At 60.4% G+C, this 16940-nt stretch carries 17 protein-coding genes; 14 read left to right on the top strand and 3 right to left on the bottom strand.

Features of this window, described 5'->3' with window-relative positions:
* Positions 1-284: 284 nt before the first annotated feature.
* Complete coding sequence (locus tag N5D22_RS24115; RefSeq protein ID WP_279658426.1) at positions 285-983, top strand: GntR family transcriptional regulator; 699 nt, start codon at positions 285-287, stop codon at positions 981-983.
* A gap of 109 nt (positions 984-1092) precedes the next feature.
* Entirely contained in the window at positions 1093-2058 is a 966-nt protein-coding gene (locus N5D22_RS24110; RefSeq protein WP_279658425.1) for a dihydrodipicolinate synthase family protein, read from the top strand.
* A 237-nt stretch (positions 2059-2295) separates the two neighbouring features.
* On the opposite strand, the gene N5D22_RS24105 is transcribed toward N5D22_RS24110, so the two are convergent.
* Positions 2296-3333, bottom strand: coding sequence for an Ldh family oxidoreductase (locus tag N5D22_RS24105; RefSeq protein ID WP_279658424.1), 1038 nt, complete (start codon positions 3331-3333; stop codon positions 2296-2298).
* A gap of 458 nt (positions 3334-3791) precedes the next feature.
* Here N5D22_RS24105 and N5D22_RS24100 point away from each other — a divergent pair, with 458 nt between their 5' ends.
* The 7 genes from N5D22_RS24100 to N5D22_RS24070 all read left to right on the top strand — a co-directional run bounded on the left by N5D22_RS24100 (position 3792) and on the right by N5D22_RS24070 (position 10817).
* Positions 3792-4598 carry a transporter substrate-binding domain-containing protein gene (locus N5D22_RS24100; protein WP_174046603.1) on the top strand — a complete coding sequence of 269 codons (807 nt, stop codon included), beginning with the start codon at positions 3792-3794 and terminating at the stop codon, positions 4596-4598.
* A 71-nt stretch (positions 4599-4669) separates the two neighbouring features.
* Positions 4670-5335, top strand: a complete 666-nt coding sequence (locus tag N5D22_RS24095; protein ID WP_003521708.1) for an amino acid ABC transporter permease — start codon at positions 4670-4672, stop codon at positions 5333-5335.
* Positions 5336-5347: 12 nt separating this feature from the next.
* Entirely contained in the window at positions 5348-6001 is a 654-nt protein-coding gene (locus tag N5D22_RS24090; protein ID WP_279658423.1) for an amino acid ABC transporter permease, read from the top strand.
* Positions 5994-6716 carry an amino acid ABC transporter ATP-binding protein gene (locus N5D22_RS24085; protein WP_065657687.1) on the top strand — a complete coding sequence of 241 codons (723 nt, stop codon included), beginning with the start codon at positions 5994-5996 and terminating at the stop codon, positions 6714-6716. The genes N5D22_RS24090 and N5D22_RS24085 overlap by 8 nt, the downstream gene beginning before the upstream one ends.
* The gene (locus N5D22_RS24080; RefSeq protein ID WP_279658422.1) at positions 6716-7957 is read left to right on the top strand and encodes an FAD-binding oxidoreductase; all 1242 of its coding nucleotides are present in this window, start codon (positions 6716-6718) and stop codon (positions 7955-7957) included. The genes N5D22_RS24085 and N5D22_RS24080 overlap by 1 nt, the downstream gene beginning before the upstream one ends.
* A gap of 111 nt (positions 7958-8068) precedes the next feature.
* Positions 8069-9778 (top strand): aconitase X, encoded by a 1710-nt coding sequence (locus N5D22_RS24075; RefSeq protein WP_279658421.1) that lies wholly within the window; start codon positions 8069-8071, stop codon positions 9776-9778.
* A gap of 10 nt (positions 9779-9788) precedes the next feature.
* Positions 9789-10817 carry a proline racemase family protein gene (locus N5D22_RS24070; RefSeq protein WP_279658420.1) on the top strand — a complete coding sequence of 343 codons (1029 nt, stop codon included), beginning with the start codon at positions 9789-9791 and terminating at the stop codon, positions 10815-10817.
* Between the two features lie 277 nt (positions 10818-11094).
* Here the strand turns inward: N5D22_RS24070 and N5D22_RS24065 are convergent, their stop codons facing one another.
* The gene (locus N5D22_RS24065; RefSeq protein WP_279658419.1) at positions 11095-12117 is read right to left on the bottom strand and encodes a LacI family DNA-binding transcriptional regulator; all 1023 of its coding nucleotides are present in this window, start codon (positions 12115-12117) and stop codon (positions 11095-11097) included.
* Between the two features lie 157 nt (positions 12118-12274).
* A complete protein-coding gene (locus tag N5D22_RS24060; RefSeq protein ID WP_142841961.1) occupies positions 12275-12595 on the bottom strand; it encodes a hypothetical protein in 321 nt (106 codons plus the stop codon).
* Between the two features lie 295 nt (positions 12596-12890).
* Between N5D22_RS24060 and N5D22_RS24055 the strand changes: the two genes are divergently transcribed.
* The 5 genes from N5D22_RS24055 to N5D22_RS24035 all read left to right on the top strand — a co-directional run bounded on the left by N5D22_RS24055 (position 12891) and on the right by N5D22_RS24035 (position 16793).
* Positions 12891-13694, top strand: a complete 804-nt coding sequence (locus N5D22_RS24055) for a transporter substrate-binding domain-containing protein (protein ID WP_279658418.1) — start codon at positions 12891-12893, stop codon at positions 13692-13694.
* A gap of 67 nt (positions 13695-13761) precedes the next feature.
* Positions 13762-14466, top strand: coding sequence for an amino acid ABC transporter permease (locus N5D22_RS24050; protein ID WP_279658417.1), 705 nt, complete (start codon positions 13762-13764; stop codon positions 14464-14466).
* The gene (locus N5D22_RS24045) at positions 14463-15122 is read left to right on the top strand and encodes an amino acid ABC transporter permease (protein WP_003521700.1); all 660 of its coding nucleotides are present in this window, start codon (positions 14463-14465) and stop codon (positions 15120-15122) included. Before N5D22_RS24050 ends, N5D22_RS24045 begins: the two co-directional genes overlap by 4 nt.
* Entirely contained in the window at positions 15103-15834 is a 732-nt protein-coding gene (locus tag N5D22_RS24040) for an amino acid ABC transporter ATP-binding protein (protein ID WP_003521699.1), read from the top strand. Before N5D22_RS24045 ends, N5D22_RS24040 begins: the two co-directional genes overlap by 20 nt.
* A gap of 23 nt (positions 15835-15857) precedes the next feature.
* A complete protein-coding gene (locus tag N5D22_RS24035; protein ID WP_279658416.1) occupies positions 15858-16793 on the top strand; it encodes a 2-hydroxyacid dehydrogenase in 936 nt (311 codons plus the stop codon).
* Positions 16794-16940: the final 147 nt, after the last annotated feature.

Genomic DNA, 16940 nt, shown 5'->3' with positions numbered 1-16940 from the left:
ACAGTCGCTCATCCCGCTGCCGCGACCTTCTCCCCCTCGGGGAGAAGAGAAAAGCGGCATGCTCTTCGCTTCTAAGGGAAATCATCCACTCTTAAGCGGCGACGCCGTATAAATAGCATCAACGCCACGAATCGCATGTTTGAAGCCGTCGCGGGCAATTTTCGCGACGGCTTTTTGTTGTTTTTGAACAATTATTCCGCCATTCGAAGTGGTTGCGGCGCTGCGCGGCGTTGATCGGGAAAAAATATAATAGTACTCTTTATGTCGACAAGAGGGATTTGATGATGACGGACATAATTGCATCTGCCGAGCGCAAGCGCGGCTCCGGCGTGAAGATGGTCTACGATCTGCTGCGCGACGAGATTCTCGATCTGGTTCTGCCGCCGGGCAGCCCCATCGACGAAGTGCAGCTCGCCGAAAGGTTCAAGATGTCGCGCACGCCGATCCGCGAGGCGCTGGTGCGGCTTTCGGGCGAGGGGCTGATCGATACGCTGCCGAACCGCTCGACGATGGTGTCGAATATCGATTTCCTCAACATGCACACCTATTTCGATGCGCTGGTCCTGATGTACCGGGTAACCACCCAGCTTGCCGCGCAATATCATCGTCCGGAAGATCTGGCCGGAATCCGCGCCCATAACGCGGAATTCGCCATCGCCGTCGAAGAGCAGAATGCGCTGGCGATGATCTCCACCAATGCTGCCCTTCACCTGTCCATCGCCGAAGCCGGGCGTAACCCCTATTTCACCAGCCTGTTCAAGCGCCTGCTGGATGAGGGACGCCGTATCCTCCGGCTTTATTACCAGTCCTATGACGATCGCCTGCCGAAGCGCTTCGTCGACGATCATGATGAGATCATCGCCGCGATTGCCGCGCGTGACATCGCTCTTTCCGAAAGGCTGGCGCGGGAACATGCCGAGCAGATCGTGCGGCAGGTGCAGAAACTGCTGGTGCGAAACGAACGGCTGGAAATAAATCTGTAGCTTGTCGATTTCTTGTCGACAAATAAAATACAAGATTGTAATGTCCCTGTTGAAAGGGTGGCGCGGAGGTGCGTCCATTCCTGAGAAACATGTGCCTTAGGAGCTAGTAATGACGGCCAGCATTTTTTCCGGCGTGATCCCCGCCTTGATGACCCCGTGCAAGGAAGATCGCACCCCCGATTTCGATGCGCTTGTCCGCAAGGGCAAGGAACTGATCGCCGATGGCATGTCCGCCGTCGTTTATTGCGGTTCGATGGGCGACTGGCCGCTCCTGACGGATGGTGAGCGCATGGAAGGTGTGGAGCGTCTGGTGAAGGCCGGCATTCCCGTCATCGTCGGCACTGGTGCGGTCAACACGGCATCTGCCGTTGCGCACGCCGCGCACGCCCAGAAGGTTGGCGCCAAGGGTCTGATGGTCATTCCGCGCGTCCTGTCGCGCGGTTCGGTCATCGCCGCCCAGAAGGCGCATTTCAAGGCCATCCTGTCCGCCGCGCCTGAAATCCCTGCTGTCATCTACAACAGCCCCTATTACGGCTTCGCCACCCGCGCCGATCTCTTCTTCGCGCTGCGCGCCGAACACAAGAACCTCCTCGGCTTCAAGGAATTCGGCGGTCCGGCGGATATGCGTTACGCGGCTGAAAACATCACCAGCCGCGATGACGAAGTGACCCTGATGATCGGCGTCGATACCGCGGTCTTCCACGGTTTCGTCAATTGCGGCGCAACCGGCGCCATCACCGGCATCGGCAATGTGCTGCCGAAGGAAGTCATTCACCTCTGCAAGCTGTCGCAGGCGGCCGCCAGGGGCGATGCGGATGCCCGCGCCCGCGCGCTGGAGCTGGAGCAGGCGCTCGCCGTTCTCTCGTCCTTCGACGAAGGTCCGGATCTGGTTCTCTATTTCAAGCATATGATGGTGCTGAAGGGCGACAAGGAATACACGCTTCACTTCAACGAGACCGATGCCCTGACCGACAGCCAGCGCGGTTATGTCGAGGCGCAGTTCAAGCTGTTCAACAGCTGGTATGCCGACTGGAGCAAGCTTCCGGGCGCCGTGCAGGCCTGCAAGGCAGCCTGAGACTGTCTGAGGTCGACTGAGATGGAGGCCAGCATTGCGGGCCTCCTTTTACTCAGGCGCTCACCCCATACACAACGTCATCCTCGGGTCAAGCCCGAGGATGACTTCGAATGCATTATGGACGCGGAGTGCATGAATGGCGTCAAGTGTATGGGATGACGTCGAATGTCTGGACTTATTTTTAATGTAAAAAGGCCCGCAATCGCGGGCCTTTTTCATTTCCAGATCTAAACGCGATCAGGCGACCGCGTCCAGACCCTTCTCCAGCAGCCGGTCGAGCCCCGCCATTTCTGCGGCGGTCAGCGTAATGCCTTCGCTTTCGGATTTGACGCGGGCGGCGAAGCGGCGGCCGGAGGGCAGGCGGGCGCCCTGGCCGACAATGGCGTCGAACAGCACTTCCGCCCGCTGGAAGGGGTCGCCGGGGCGGCCCTTGGCGAAGGCTTCGGGAGAAAAGGCGACGATCAGTTCGCCATGGATCGGCGCAAGCGTCGTGGTGCCGAGAAATTCCAGCGCTTCGGGGCTGGTCAGATCGCCGATCATGATGCCGGCGAGAAGCTCGATCATGGTGCCGATTGCCGATCCCTTGTGGCCGCCAAACGGCAGCATGGCGCCGGCAAGGGCGGCTTCCGGGTCGGTCGTCGGGTTGCCCTCGGCGTCGACGGCCCAGCCTTCGGGCAATTGTTTGCCCGCTCGCCGGTGCAGCTCAATTTCGCCGCGTGCGGCAACGGATGTGGCGAAATCAAAGACATAAGGCGAATTTTCCCTGCGCGGCCAGCCGAAGGCAAAGGGGTTGGTGCCAAGCAGCGGCTTGCTGCCGCCAGTGGGGGCGACGGTGGAATAGCTGGGGCACATCACCAGGCCGGCGAGGCCGTTTTCGGTCAGACCTTCCACTTCCGGCCAGAGCGCCGAGAAATGCGTGCAATCATTGATGGCGAGCGCGGCAATGCCAAGACGTTTCGCCCGCTCGGCCAGAACCGGCAATCCAAGTTCAAAGGCCGGGTTGGCGAATCCGCCATTGGCGTTGACCTTGACGATCGCCGTGCCGTCGTCCTCGGTGATTTCCGGAACCGCATTAGGCTTCACCTTGCCAGCCTTGACCGTGCGCAGCGCGCCTTCGATACGGTAGATGCCGTGGGACTTGCAGGCGTCCCGTTCGCCGGCGGTAATGACGCGCGCCAGCGCGCCCGACTGCACGGCGTTGAGGCCCGCCCTGCGGAAAATCGCCTCGACCCGCTCAGAAAGCCCGTTGATGCTCAGGGTGGTCGTATCGCTCATCATATTCCTCCGATGTCGGCTCGCACATTTTGAATACATAAAGTATACAAAGGCAAGGCTATTGCAACGTGTCTTTTCGTCGGGCTGCCCGGAAAGCTGAAATCAAAAATTGTGAGCCGCAAACTCGTGGCCCCATGGCAGGCCCTCACTCCCGTGCCGGTGAAGGAAAGGCCGGCAAGCCCAAGCCCTTGGGTTGAAAAAGATCTTGCCGTCACAGAGATGCGGACCGGCCGGCTTCCCGTGGCAGATACGGGGATCGGCAAGGTTGTACCTTCGTGCATGGCCAAACATTTTTCCCGCGGCATTTTTTGATCAGGCCCGCCGGACAGACGCCGCTTCTTCGCAGATGCAAAAATTCTTTTTGTATACTCGTTGTATTTTTATGTTGATTTATCGCTTTCTTGGGGAAATAGTGACCGCGCCTTGAAGGGCAGACCAATTGTGGGAGCAAATAAAGAATGAAAAAATCGGTCATCGTCGCCGGCCTGCTGGCCGCCACTTTCGCTATCACCCCGGCCAAGGCCGACAAACTTGACGACATCATTTCGTCCGGCACGCTGCGTTGCGCCGTCGTGCTCGATTTCCCGCCCATGGGCGCGCGTGATGACGCCAACAACCCGATCGGCTTCGATGTCGATTATTGCAACGATCTCGCCAAGGCGCTCGGCGTCACGGCTGAAATCGTCGAGACGCCGTTCCCCGAGCGTATTCCGGCGCTGATGTCCGGCCGCGTCGATGTCGGCGTTGCCTCTACTTCGGATACGCTTGAGCGCGCCAAGACTGTCGGCATGACAGTGCCTTATTTCGCCTTCGAAATGGCCGTTACCGCCAACGACAAGTCCGGCATCAAGTCTTTTGAAGACATGAAGGGCAAGACCGTCGGCGCAACCGCCGGCACGTTCGAAGCCATCGCGCTCGAAAAATCGGTCAAGGAATGGGGCACCGGCGAATTCCGTCCTTACCAGACGCAGGCCGACGTGTTCCTCGCGCTTAGCCAGGGCCAGATCGACGCCACCGTTTCCACCTCTACGGTCGCGCAGTCCAACGTCAAGGGCGGCAAGTTCGCCGGCATTTCGGTTGTCGGCAAGGCGCCTTACGACATCGACTATGTCGCGCTCTTCACCAACCGTGACGAATACGGCTTCATCAACTACCTGAACCTCTTCATCAACCAGCAGGTTCGTACCGGCCGCTACGCCGAACTCTACGAAAAATGGGTTGGCGGCGAAGTGCCTTCGCTCACCGTCAACGGCGTTTATCGCTGATCAGGAATTTTCGTGAACGGCGCGGTCGAGATGATCGCGCCGTTGATCGTTTCTGAAAAGGCGGGACTTTCATGTTCAACTATACATTCCACTGGAATCAGGCGCTGAAGGCTTTGCCGCAGCTTCTGGACGGTGCGGTGGTGACGCTGCAGATCGCCATTCTGTCGATGGTGATCGGTCTTTCCTGCGCCATCGTGCTGACGCTGTTCCGGCTCTCCGGCAACCGCATTCTCGGCGCTTTCGCCGCCGTCTGGGTGGAAATCGCCCGCAACACGCCGGCGCTGTTCCAGATTTACATGGCCCATTTCGGCCTTGGCAATTTCGGCATTCATTTGAGCCCCTATACCGCGCTTCTGGTCGGCATCGCCTTCAATAACGCCGGTTATCTCGCGGAAAATTTCCGTGGCGCGCTGAAAGCCATTCCCGATACGCAGACGCGTTCCGGCCGTTCGCTCGGCATGACCTCGATGCAGACCTTCCGGCTCATCATCCTGCCGCAGATGCTGCGCGTCGCCTTCCTGCCTGCCACCAACCAGATGGTCTGGGCAATCCTCATGACCTCGCTCGGTGTCACGGTCGGCATGAATACGGATCTCGCCGGCGTCACGCAGGCCTTGAACGCCCGTTCGTTCCGCACCTTCGAATTTTTCGCGCTCGCCGCGGTCATCTATTACGTGATCGCCAAGATCGTCACGCTCGCCGCCAGATTGCTGGCAGCGCGTCTGTTCCGTTATTGAGAGAGGTGAGCCATGTTTGAAACCGCTCTCACCTGGAGTGATCTCGCCTTCCTGGCCAAGGGTGCCGGCATGACGCTCGCCGTCACCGCCGTCGCCGTCACGGCGGGCACCATCATGGGTATCATCTTCGGTATCATCCGTTTCCAGTTCGGCCCCTATTGGTCGCTGCCGCTGACCTTCGTGCTGGATATTTTCCGTTCCGTGCCGCTGCTGATCCAGCTCGTCCTCGGCAACGCCTTCCAGTCGATCGCCAAGCTTGGCTGGCCGCCTTTTACCACCTCCTGCGTGGTGCTGTCGCTTTATACGGCCGCCTATTGCACTGAGATCGTGCGCGGCGGCGTAGAGGCCGTGCCTTCAAACACCCGCCGCGCCTGCCGCTCGCTCGGCATGACCTGGTCGCAGGACATGCGCTACATCGTGCTGCCGCTTGCCACCCGCGTGTCGCTGCCCTCATGGATCGGGCTTACCCTCGGTGTCATGAAGGATTCGGCGCTGGTGCTGTGGCTCGGCCTCATCGAGCTTCTGCGCGCCTCGCAGATCCTTGTCACCCGCCTGCAGGAACCGCTGACGATCCTGATGATCTGCGGCGCCATCTACTTCCTTATCAGCTTCCCCATCGCCCGTTTCGGCGGGTATCTCGAAAGACGGTGGTCCCCCAATGATTGAGATCGAAAACGTCCGCAAATCCTTCGGCCCGCTGGAGGTTCTGAAAGGGATCAACCTCACCGTCAACAAGGGCGAGGTCGTCACCATCATCGGCGGCTCCGGTTCCGGCAAGTCGACGCTGCTCACCTGCATCAACGGCCTTGAGCCGATCGACAGCGGCAAGATCGTCATCGACGGCACCGAGGTGCATGCGAAGTCCACGGACCTCAACAAGCTGCGCCGCAAGGTCGGCATCGTCTTTCAGCAATGGAACGCCTTTCCGCATCTGACGGTGCTCGAAAATGTCATGCTGGCGCCCCGCAAGGTGCTCGGAATCTCGAAGGAGCAGGCCGAAGAGATTGCGGTCAAGCAGCTGACCCATGTGGGCCTTGCCGAAAAGCTGAAGGTCTATCCGAACCGCATGTCGGGCGGCCAGCAGCAGCGTATGGCGATTGCCAGGGCGCTCGCCATGTCCCCGGAATATATGCTGTTCGACGAAGTCACCTCGGCGCTTGATCCCATGCTGGTTGGCGAAGTGCTCGACACGCTGAAAATGCTGGCGGATGAGGGCATGACGATGATCTGCGTCACCCATGAAATGGCGTTTGCCCGTGATGTCTCGAACCGCGTCGCCTTCTTCCATCAGGGCGTGATGGCGGAAATCGGCACACCGGACCAGCTGTTCGGCGCGCCGCAGCATCCTGAAACCCAGAAGTTCCTGGCGAGCGTGCGGTAATGCCAGCCAATGATGTCATCGTCATCGGGGCCGGCGTCGTCGGCCTCTCGGCGGCAATCGCGGCGCAGGGCCGCGGCCTCTCGGTCACGGTCATCGACCGCGAGGGACCGGCGGCGGGCGCTTCGGCGGGCAATGCCGGCGCTTTCGCCTTCACCGATATCCTGCCGCTCGCATCGCCGGGCATTCTCTGGAAAGCGCCGAAGTGGCTTCTCGATCCGCTTGGCCCGCTCAGCGTGCCGCCGGCCTATGCGCTGAAGATCGCGCCATGGATGTTCCGCTTCTGGCGGGCCTGCGCCTCCTCGAAGGTGGAACATTCCACCGCCGCCCAGACGGCGCTGATGGATTTCGCCCGGGCCGAGCTGGAGCCGTTCCTGAAAAAGACCGACACGACAGCCATGCTGCGCAAGGAGGGCAACCTTCAGGTCTATGAAAGCGAGGCGGAATTCGAAGCCTCGCTTGCCGGCTGGAAGGCGCGCGAACGCCACGGCATCGAGTTCCGGCATCTGAATGCCGAGCAGATGGCCGAGATACAGCCCGGCATTGCGCCGCGTTTCACCTGCGGCACGTTTACGCCCGGCTGGTATTCCATTGCCGATCCCAAATTTTATACGCTGGCGCTGGCCGAGCATTTCCGCACCATTGGCGGACGCATCGAATGCCTCGACATCGCTTCGCTGAGACCGCTGGAAGACGGCGTCGAGGTGGTGAGTCAGGATGGCCGCACACGCAAGGCGAGCAAGGTGGTGCTGGCGGCGGGCGCCTTTTCGCACCGCATCGCCCGTTCGCTCGGGGAAAAAATTCCGCTGGAAACGGAACGGGGCTATAATACCACCCTGCCTTCGGGCGCTTTCGACCTGCGCACGCAGGTGACCTTCGGCGGCCATGGTTTCGTTGTCACGCGGCTTTCCTCCGGCATTCGCGTTGGCGGCGCTGTGGAGCTCGGCGGGCTGGAGCTTCCGCCCAATTTCGCCCGCTCCGAAGCGCTGCTGGCCAAGGCGAAGGCCTTCCTGCCCGGCCTGAAAACCGAAGGCGGCAAGCAGTGGATGGGCTTTCGCCCGTCGCTGCCAGACAGCCTTCCGGCCATCGGGCAGGCGCGGCATACGGCGCGGGTGGTCTATGCTTTCGGCCACGGGCATCTGGGGCTGACGCAATCGGCGGGCACGGCCCGCATCGTCGCCGATCTTCTGACGGGGCAAAAACCCGCCATCGATACAAGGGCATTTTCGCCGCAACGTTTCTAGAGAGTTTTGGCTTTTCTCCGAAACGCAAAAATTCTCTAGCTTTTTTTCACGCATTTTCCGGGCGTAAAACCGCTACGCAGTTTTACTGGAAATGCTTTGGGGAGATTTTCGATGTCTTCTGCCGTTTCGACAACAGCCGTTCCTGAAGCCCGCAGCATTTTGCCGGGGGCGGCTGAAGGTCCCGTGATTGCGACGACCGAAGCGCTGAGTTTCTGGGGCGGCGTCGATCCCGCCACCGGTGGGGTGATCGACGTGCACCACCCATTGCATGGTGTCTGTCTCACCGGCGGCGTGCTGTTCATGCCCACCAGCCGTGGCTCCTGCACCGGTTCGGGCGTCTTGCTCGATCTTATCCTGACGGGCCGTGCGCCCTCGGCGCTGGTCTTCTGCGAGGCCGAGGACGTGCTGACACTGGGCGCGCTGATCGCCGCCGAAATGTTCGGCAAGCCTTTGCCGGTGCTGCGCCTTGACGCGGAAAATTTCGCCCGGTTCTCCAAAGCCGTTCATGTCCGTATCGATGAGACGGCCATCGAAGCCGATGGCGTTTCCCTTGCCATCACGCCGCCGGCGACGGCGCATCTCGATCTCAGGGATGACGACCGGGCCATGCTCGAAGGGCGCGATGGCATCGCCGTGCAGCAGGCCATGCGCATCACCGTCGCCATGGCCGCCCAGCAGGGGGCATCGGCGCTTGTCGATGTCACGCAGGGCCATATTGACGGCTGCATCTATGCCAGCCCCGCAAATCTCACCTTCGCGGAAAAAATGGCGGAGATGGGTGCGAAGGTACGGGTGCCGACGACCATGAACGCCATTTCGGTGGACAAGGCGCATTGGCGTTCGCAGGGCATGCCGGAGGATTTCGGCGACCCGGCCGCAAGGCTGGCGGATGCCTATGTGCGCATGGGCTGTCGCCCGACTTTCACCTGTTCGCCTTACCTGCTCGACAGCGCGCCGCAGGCCGGCGACATGATCGCCTGGGCCGAATCGAACGCGGTGATCTTCGCCAATACGGTTCTTGGCGCGCGCACGGCGAAACATCCGGATTTTCTCGATCTCTGCATCGCGCTGACGGGCAGGGCGCCGCTTGCCGGCGTCTATCTGGAGGAAAATCGCCGTCCTCAGCGCATCGTCAATGTGGCGTTGCCGCAGGGCGTGGATGATGCCTTCTGGCCGCTCATCGGTTATCTGGCGGGCAAGGCCGCACCGGATTGCATTCCGCTGCTGCGCGGCCTTGGCCCTGCGAAGCCATCACGGGATGATCTAAAGGCGCTTTGCGCCGCTTTCGGCACCACCTCCGCTGCGCCCATGCTTCATATAGAGGGCGTAACGCCGGAAGCCGGTCTTCCGCCTCTCGAAACGGCCGATATCGTTACTGTTTCACCTTCCGATATGGCCGCCGGCTGGTCGCTTCTCAATGAGGGACCGGAAGAGGTGCAACTTGTCGCCATCGGCAGTCCGCATGCCTCGCTGGAGGAGTGCCACGCGCTTGCGGCTGAATTTGCCGGCCGTCGGCGTCACGCGGATGTCGCCGTCATCGTCACAGCCGGCCAGCAGGTCATCGATGCGGCCGGGCAGGACGGCACTTTGCAAAGCCTGCGCGACAGCGGCGTGCAGGTGCTGCCTGATCTTTGCTGGTGCTCCATTTCCGAGCCGGTTTTCCCGACGAAGACCCGTGCCCTGATGACCAATTCCGGCAAATATGCCCATTACGGACCCGGCCTCAGCGGCCGCGCCGTGCGCTTCGGCAGCCTTGCCGATTGCGTTGAAAGCGCGCTGACCGGCCGTGCCCCATCCCTTCTTCCTTCATGGCTTTCCTAAGGAGTTTTGAATGCGCAGTATCAAGACCGTTCACGTCATTTCCGCCCATGCGGAAGGTGAGGTGGGAGATGTGATCGTTGGTGGCGTCAGGCCGCCGCCGGGCGAGACGATCTGGGAGCAGAGCCGCTTCATCGCCCGCGATGAGACGCTGCGCAACTTCGTGCTCAACGAGCCGCGCGGCGGCGTGTTCCGCCATGTCAACCTGCTGGTGCCGCCGAAACATCCTGACGCGGATGCCGCCTTCATCATCATGGAGCCGGAAGACACGCCGCCCATGTCCGGTTCCAACTCCATCTGCGTTTCCACCGTGCTGCTGGATGGCGGTATCGTGCCGATGCAGGAGCCGGAAACCCATATGCTGCTGGAAGCGCCGGGCGGACTGGTGAAGGTGCGCGCCGAATGCCGCAACGGCAAGGCGGAGCGCATTTTCGTGCAGAACCTGCCGAGCTTTGCCGCGAAACTCGATGCCGAACTCGAGGTCGAAGGTCTCGGAAAGCTGAAAGTGGACACCGCTTATGGCGGCGACAGTTTCGTCATCGTCGACGCCGAAGCCATGGGTTTCAGCCTGAAGCCGGAAGAGGCGCATGACATCGCCCGCCTCGGCGTACGCATCACCAATGCCGCCAACAGGGCTTTGGGTTTCGACCATCCCGAAAACCCGGACTGGCGGCATTTTTCCTTCTGCCTGTTCGCCGGCAAGGTGGAGCGCACGGCCGAAGGCCTGCGGGCAGGGGCGGCCGTCGCCATCCAGCCGGGCAAGGTGGACCGTTCACCGACAGGCACGGCGCTTTCGGCCCGCATGGCGGTGCTGCATGCGCGCGGCGAGATGAAGGAAGGCGAAACCCTGACGGCGGTGTCGCTGATCGGCTCCACCTTCACCGGCCGTATTCTTGGAACGACAACGGTCGGTGATCGTCCGGCCATCCTGCCGGAAATCTCCGGCCGCGGCTGGATCACCGGTATCCACCAGCACATGCTCGATCCGTCCGATCCGTGGCCGGAAGGGTATCGTCTGACGGATACCTGGGGTGCGCGGTAAGACCCTCTCCAGACCTCCTCCGTCATCCTCGGGCTTGACCCGAGGATCCACCTTCCGGCGTTACCATGGATCCTCGGGTCGAGCCCGAGGATGACGTCGAGATGGGGGAGCGATGATATTTCTTCTCCCCGCCGGGGAGAGGGTGGCCCGAAGGGTCGGATGAGGGGGCAACGCTAACGATATGCGGAGAGCTAGCCCCTCATCCCGCTGCCGCGGACTTCTCCCCGGCGGGGAGAAGAAGCAAGTAGCACCCGCTCGTCCCAATAGGGCTAGACGCTCACTGGCTCAACCGCTTCGTCGTCTCCCGCACGATCAGCTCGAAGCCGACATCCACCCTTGCACCCTCGGGAACAATGGCATCCTTCTCCGCCTCCAGTATCGACAGCAGCAATTCGCCCGCCTTGCGGCCGATCATCTGGGCATCGACGCGGATCGTTGAAATCGCCGGGTAACATTGCCGGCCGATATCGAAATCGCCGAAGCCGAGAATCGAGACCTGATCGGGCACATGAATGCCACGGCGATGACATTCCATCAGCGCGCCGACGGCGGAAATATCGGAGACTGCGAAAATGCCTTCGACATCCGGCGCCTTTTCAAGCAGCGAGCCCAGTGTTTTTGCCCCGTGGTCATAGGAGACCGGGGCGCTGCCTTCGCGGATGATGAGATCGTCGGCAATGCCGGCTTCGCGAAGTGCGGCACCAAAGCCGAGCAGGCGGCTTTCGCCGCGCCAGTCCTTCACATCGCCATCGGCCCTTGAGCCGAGCGCGCCGATTCGCTTGAAGCCGAGCGATATCAGATATTTGGCGGCGGTTCTTCCCACTTCGTAGTTGGAAAAACCGACCGCGTGGTCGATCGGGTGTTCGGGCACATCCCAGATTTCCACGATCGGAATGCCAGCGCGCATCAGCACCTCGCTCGCCATTTTGGTATGCACCGTGCCGGCGACGACGATGGCATCGGGACGGCGCTCCATCATGGTGCGGATGACGCGTTCCTCCTCCTGCAGATCGTACATGGTGTAACCGATCAGCAATTGGTAATCGGCGGCGCGCAGCGCATTGGCAAGCCCCTGTGCGCTATCGGCGAAGTTGGAGTTGGTGAGCGTCGGCAGGATGGCGGTGATGAAATTGGTGCGGCGGGAGGATAGCGAGCCGGCGATCCGGTCTGGCACATAACCCAGCTTCTCGATGGCTTTCATCACCTTCTGACGAGTCTCTTCCGACACCAGCGCGGGATCGGCCAGTACCCGCGAAACGGTCATCTTGGAGACGCCCGCGAGTTTCGAGACATCGCTCATGGTAGCTTTTTTTGACGTGACTAACGCTGCGGCCAAGGGCGTGCGCTCCACCAAAGCATGTCTCCCTAAATTCGAACCGGTTCAGGACAAGACATACACGAAGATATCAAGGGAAAGCACGCCGTATGATTGCAGATCGATGCGGCGTGCACCGGATTTATGCGACGCGGCTATAGACCAGATGGTAAAAACGCCCGTCGCACATGCTCATCATCTCATCCGTTAGCACCCGGCCTTCCAGCCGGACGGGGGAAACCAGCGCTTCCTCCACTGCCTCCATCGACGGATAGTCGATTTCCTGCACCATGATGATCGAGGCGGCGTCCGGATCGGTCCGCTCGGTGCGCATCACCCGAACGGCCTGTGCATTCGGCATGCGTTTCCAGACCGGCAGCAATTTTTCCTCGACGATGCGGAAAAACTCCTCCTCCCGGCCAGCGTGAATCCTGCCTTCGAAAATTGCCGAGCGTGTATACATGTTTCCTCCCGAATGATTGCCGACCGAAACAGTTCTGTAGATCGGACTTGCAATGATACCGATAACATGCATTATTGATCCTGCCAAGAACGTGAAACGGTGTCGAACAGAGGAAAATCGATAACCAGCCGAAAACATTGAATTTCATGGGAAATTCATCTGGTTTTGTGCTTTCGCGGTTTCTTGGGAGGAGTTTTTAGTCAATCGCGTTAAAATGTTATCGAGAACATTTTTCGGTTTGCGCAAGGCCGCTGTTCCATTCTGGGCAGCCACTTATAAGGTTGGAGGAGAAACCATGAGCATTTCAAGATTTCTGAAGAACATGACCGTTGCCGTCGGTGTTGCAGCAGCAACGCTTGCGGCCAGCACATCCGCCCATGCCGTATCGCTCAGCGAGATCACGGCGCGCGGCAAGGTCAAGATCGGTGTTCTGACCGGTGCGCCGCCGATGGGCATGGTGGACGAGAAGGGTAATCCTTCCGGTTATGACGTGGATGTCGCCAACCTCATTGGCACCTATCTGTCGCTGCCGGTGGAACTGGTGCCGCTGACACCGCCCGCGCGCATTCCCGCACTTCAGACCGGCAAGGTCGATTTCCTTGTTGCGACGCTTGCGCCGACCGGTGAACGCGCCAAGACCGTGATGTTCACGCAGCCCTACAGCGCCTTCAACATGGACATTATTTCCGGCAAGGACCAGAAGTTCGAAAATCTCGACAGCCTCAAGGGCAAGCGCGTTTCGGTCAATCGCGGTTCCTCGCAGGAAACCGCGCTACGCAAGGCCAATGTCGAAGGTCTCGAAATCGTCGTTTACGAAGACGATTCCACCAGCGCCCAGGCCCTGCTCGCCGGTCAGGTCGATGCCGTCGCACTGCCGTCCACGGTTGGCGAAGCGATCATCAAACAGCGCCCAGAAGCCGGTCTGCAGGTTGGTTTCACCTTCTTCCAGCAGGGCAATTCCATGGCGACCAAGCTTGAGGACTTCGAGCTGCGCCAATGGCTGAACACCTCCATCTACCTCATGAAGATGTCCGGCGATCTCGACCGCATCTCGGTCAAGTGGACCGGCCGTCCGCTGCCGCAATTGCCAAGCTTCTGATTGAGCCTTTCAACGCGCCCGCCGGGAAGATTTTCGGCGGGCCCGGGAAATGTCAACGGAGTGACGCATGTCCTATACATTCCAATTCGGCGCGCTCGCCCAGTATCAGAACGAGATTCTGAACGGCATATGGCTGACGATCAAGCTGTCTGTCATGTCCATCGTGCTCGGCTGCGCTTTCGGCATTCTTTTGGCCTCGCTGCGGTCCATCAATGGTGGCATCGTCCGCATCATCGTGGACGGTTATGTGGAAGTCATCCGCAATACGCCGTTTCTCGTGCAGCTTTTCATCGTCTATTTCGGCCTGCCGGGCCTCGGCTTCAGGGTAGGGGCGGATACGGCGGCGCTGATCGGCATGACGATCAACCTTGCGGCCTATTCGACGGAAATCATCCGCGCCGGCATCGAGGCGGTGCACAAGTCGCAGATCGAGGCGGGCGAGGCGCTCGGCTTCACCAAGTATCAGATCTATCGCCACGTCATCATCGTGCCTGCCATCGCCAAGGTCTATCCCTCGCTGTGCAGCCAGTTCGTGCTGATGATGCTGGCATCGAGCATATGTTCGGCCATTTCCACCCATGAGCTTGCGGCTGCCGCAGCCTTCGTGGAATCGCAGACCTATCGCTCCTTCGAGGTCTATATCGTCGTCACGCTCATCTATCTTGCGCTGGCGCTCAGCCTGCGGCTCATCCTTGCCCTTGTCGGCATGTGGCTGTTCGGCCGCCGCGTTGCCCGCAAGACGATGACCGCCATGCCGGAGGTGCAGTCATGACTCTTCGAACTTTCGGCTGGAACGAATTCGGCTTCCTGCTGACCGCCCTGCAATGGACCGTGCTTCTGACGATCATTGCGCTTATCGGCGGCGGCATTGTCGGCTTCTTCGTGGCGCTCGCCCGCACCTCGAATTTCAAGGCGCTGCGCATTGCCGCCGGCACCTATATTCAGGTGATTCAGGGCATTCCGGTGCTGATGATCCTGTTCCTGTCCTATTACGGCCTCAGCCTTGCCGGGCTGGAACTGCCGCCGCTCTTTGCCGCCGGCGCCTCGATGACGATCTATACATCGGGTTATCTCGCGGAAATCTGGCGCGGCTGCATCCAGGCGGTGCCGAAGCAGCAATGGGAAGCGTCGGAATCGCTGGCGCTGACCCGCGCCCAGCAATATCGCTACGTCATCCTGCCGCAGGCGATCCGCATTTCACTGCCGCCGACCGTCGGTTTTGCCGTTCAGGTCGTCAAGAATACGTCCATCGCATCGATCATCGGTTTCGTCGAACTGGCGAGAGCGGGGCAGCTCATCAACAATGCCACGTTCCAGCCGTTCCGCGTCTTCGTCGCCGTGGCCGTGCTTTATTTCATCGTCTGCTACCCGTTGTCCCAGCTGTCGCGTTGGCTGGAAAGGAGGCTTCATGCCGGAAGTAATCGTTGAAAACGTTCACAAGAGCTTTGGCGCTCTGGAAGTCCTCAAAGGCGTGTCGCTGACGGTCGGCCGCGGTGAAGTTTTCGCCCTCATCGGCCGCTCGGGTTCGGGCAAGAGCACGCTGCTGCGCTGCATGAACGGGCTGGAGAAGATCAATTCGGGCCGCATCGAAATCGCCGGTCATGCGATCGGCGAAGATGCCAAGGCGCTGCGCAAGCTGCGCACCGATGTCGGCATCGTGTTCCAGAGCTACAATCTCTTTCCGCATCTGACGGTCGGCGAAAACATCATGCTCGCGCCGCGCATCGTCAAGGATGTGGCGAAATCGGAAACCAAGGATATTGCCCGCGAAGTTCTGCAACTCGTCGGCCTTTCGGAGAAATTCGATTCCTATCCCGACCAGCTTTCCGGCGGCCAGCAGCAGCGCGTGGCGATTGCCCGTTCGCTCGCCATGCGGCCGAAGGTGATGCTGTTCGACGAGGTGACCTCGGCGCTCGATCCTGAATTGACCGAGGAAGTGCTGACCGTCATGGAAAACCTCGCGAAAGACGGCATGACCATGATCCTCGTCACCCATGAAATGGCCTTTGCGCGCCGCGTGGCGACCGAAACCATCTTCATGCACAAGGGCAAGATCTGGGAACAGGGTCGTTCGTCCGAACTCTTCGCCAACCCGCAAACGCCGGAACTCCGGCAATTCGTCAAGGCCGATGTGAAATAGCTCACCGGCGCAAAGGAAAAATCATGACCACTGAAATCGTGCAACTGTGCCCGCTCATCCCGGCACTGGAAGAGGAACTTGCGCAGCGCTTCACCGTGCATCGCCTGTTCGAGACTGCGGACAAGGCGGCGTACCTTTCCGAAAAGGGCGCGGCGATCCGCGGCGTCGTCACCGGCGGCCATATCGGCCTACCGGCGGATATTGGTGCTGCACTCCCCAATCTTGAAATCGTCGCCATCAACGGCGTCGGTTTCGACAAGGTCGATCTCACTGATGCCAAACGGCGCGGTTTCCGCGTTTCCAATACGCCTGACGTGTTGACGGCGGATGTCGCTGACCTCGCGCTGGGTCTGGTTCTGGCGCAGGCGCGCAAGTTGCCGCAGGCGGACCAGCATGTGCGCACAGGCCAATGGCTGAAGGGCGATATGGGGCTTTCCACCCGCGTGGCCGGCCGCCGTTACGGCATATTCGGCCTCGGCCGCATCGGCCAGGCCATCGCAAAGCGGCTCGAAGGTTTTGATGCGCGCATTTCCTATACTGCCAGAAACCGCCGCGATGTCGCTTATGATTATTACGGCAGTATAGAAGAACTGGCCGCCAATTGTGACGTGCTGATCATCGCCGCTGCCGCCACCGCCGAAACGCGCCATATCGTCAATGCGGATGTGTTGAAGGCCCTTGGTCCCCAGGGCGTGCTCGTCAATGTGGCGCGCGGTTCGCTGGTGGATGAGAAGGCGCTGGTCGAGGCGCTTTCGAACGGCACGATCGGCGGCGCTGCGCTGGATGTCTTCGAGGATGAGCCGCGCGTGCCGGAAGCGCTTTTCGCTTTCGACACCGTCACGCTCGCCCCGCATGTCGGCAGCGGCACGCACCAGACGCGGCGCGCCATGGCTGATCTGGTTCTCGCCAATCTCGATGCCCATTTTGCCGGCAAGGACCTGCCGACGCCGGTGGTGTGAGATATTCTTTTCAAGGAGAACGAAACGCACGGCGCGGCATTTGTCGCGCCGTGCGTTTCGATCTCCGTTCATTGTTCATCATTATATAATATGTATAATCCTACTATTCTGCTTCCTTCCCAAGCGATGAGGCGGAGAGGTGCGTTC

It is taken from the genome of Agrobacterium sp. GD03872 (assembly GCF_029840625.1).
Lineage (GTDB): Bacteria > Pseudomonadota > Alphaproteobacteria > Rhizobiales > Rhizobiaceae > Agrobacterium > Agrobacterium fabrum_A.
Note: the sequence above shows the minus strand (reverse complement) of the source record. Positions and strands in the feature narration are given on the sequence as shown.

What these genes read in the sequence shown, in the direction of transcription:
- N5D22_RS24115 (WP_279658426.1), top strand. Translation starts at nt 285, where the DNA reads ATGACGGACATAATTGCATCTGCCGAGCGCAAGCGCGGCTCCGGCGTG.
- N5D22_RS24110 (WP_279658425.1), top strand. Translation starts at nt 1,093, where the DNA reads ATGACGGCCAGCATTTTTTCCGGCGTGATCCCCGCCTTGATGACCCCG.
- N5D22_RS24105 (WP_279658424.1), bottom strand. Translation starts at nt 3,333, where the DNA reads ATGAGCGATACGACCACCCTGAGCATCAACGGGCTTTCTGAGCGGGTC.
- N5D22_RS24100 (WP_174046603.1), top strand. Translation starts at nt 3,792, where the DNA reads ATGAAAAAATCGGTCATCGTCGCCGGCCTGCTGGCCGCCACTTTCGCT.
- N5D22_RS24095 (WP_003521708.1), top strand. Translation starts at nt 4,670, where the DNA reads ATGTTCAACTATACATTCCACTGGAATCAGGCGCTGAAGGCTTTGCCG.
- N5D22_RS24090 (WP_279658423.1), top strand. Translation starts at nt 5,348, where the DNA reads ATGTTTGAAACCGCTCTCACCTGGAGTGATCTCGCCTTCCTGGCCAAG.
- N5D22_RS24085 (WP_065657687.1), top strand. Translation starts at nt 5,994, where the DNA reads ATGATTGAGATCGAAAACGTCCGCAAATCCTTCGGCCCGCTGGAGGTT.
- N5D22_RS24080 (WP_279658422.1), top strand. Translation starts at nt 6,716, where the DNA reads ATGCCAGCCAATGATGTCATCGTCATCGGGGCCGGCGTCGTCGGCCTC.
- N5D22_RS24075 (WP_279658421.1), top strand. Translation starts at nt 8,069, where the DNA reads ATGTCTTCTGCCGTTTCGACAACAGCCGTTCCTGAAGCCCGCAGCATT.
- N5D22_RS24070 (WP_279658420.1), top strand. Translation starts at nt 9,789, where the DNA reads ATGCGCAGTATCAAGACCGTTCACGTCATTTCCGCCCATGCGGAAGGT.
- N5D22_RS24065 (WP_279658419.1), bottom strand. Translation starts at nt 12,117, where the DNA reads ATGAGCGATGTCTCGAAACTCGCGGGCGTCTCCAAGATGACCGTTTCG.
- N5D22_RS24060 (WP_142841961.1), bottom strand. Translation starts at nt 12,595, where the DNA reads ATGTATACACGCTCGGCAATTTTCGAAGGCAGGATTCACGCTGGCCGG.
- N5D22_RS24055 (WP_279658418.1), top strand. Translation starts at nt 12,891, where the DNA reads ATGAGCATTTCAAGATTTCTGAAGAACATGACCGTTGCCGTCGGTGTT.
- N5D22_RS24050 (WP_279658417.1), top strand. Translation starts at nt 13,762, where the DNA reads ATGTCCTATACATTCCAATTCGGCGCGCTCGCCCAGTATCAGAACGAG.
- N5D22_RS24045 (WP_003521700.1), top strand. Translation starts at nt 14,463, where the DNA reads ATGACTCTTCGAACTTTCGGCTGGAACGAATTCGGCTTCCTGCTGACC.
- N5D22_RS24040 (WP_003521699.1), top strand. Translation starts at nt 15,103, where the DNA reads ATGCCGGAAGTAATCGTTGAAAACGTTCACAAGAGCTTTGGCGCTCTG.
- N5D22_RS24035 (WP_279658416.1), top strand. Translation starts at nt 15,858, where the DNA reads ATGACCACTGAAATCGTGCAACTGTGCCCGCTCATCCCGGCACTGGAA.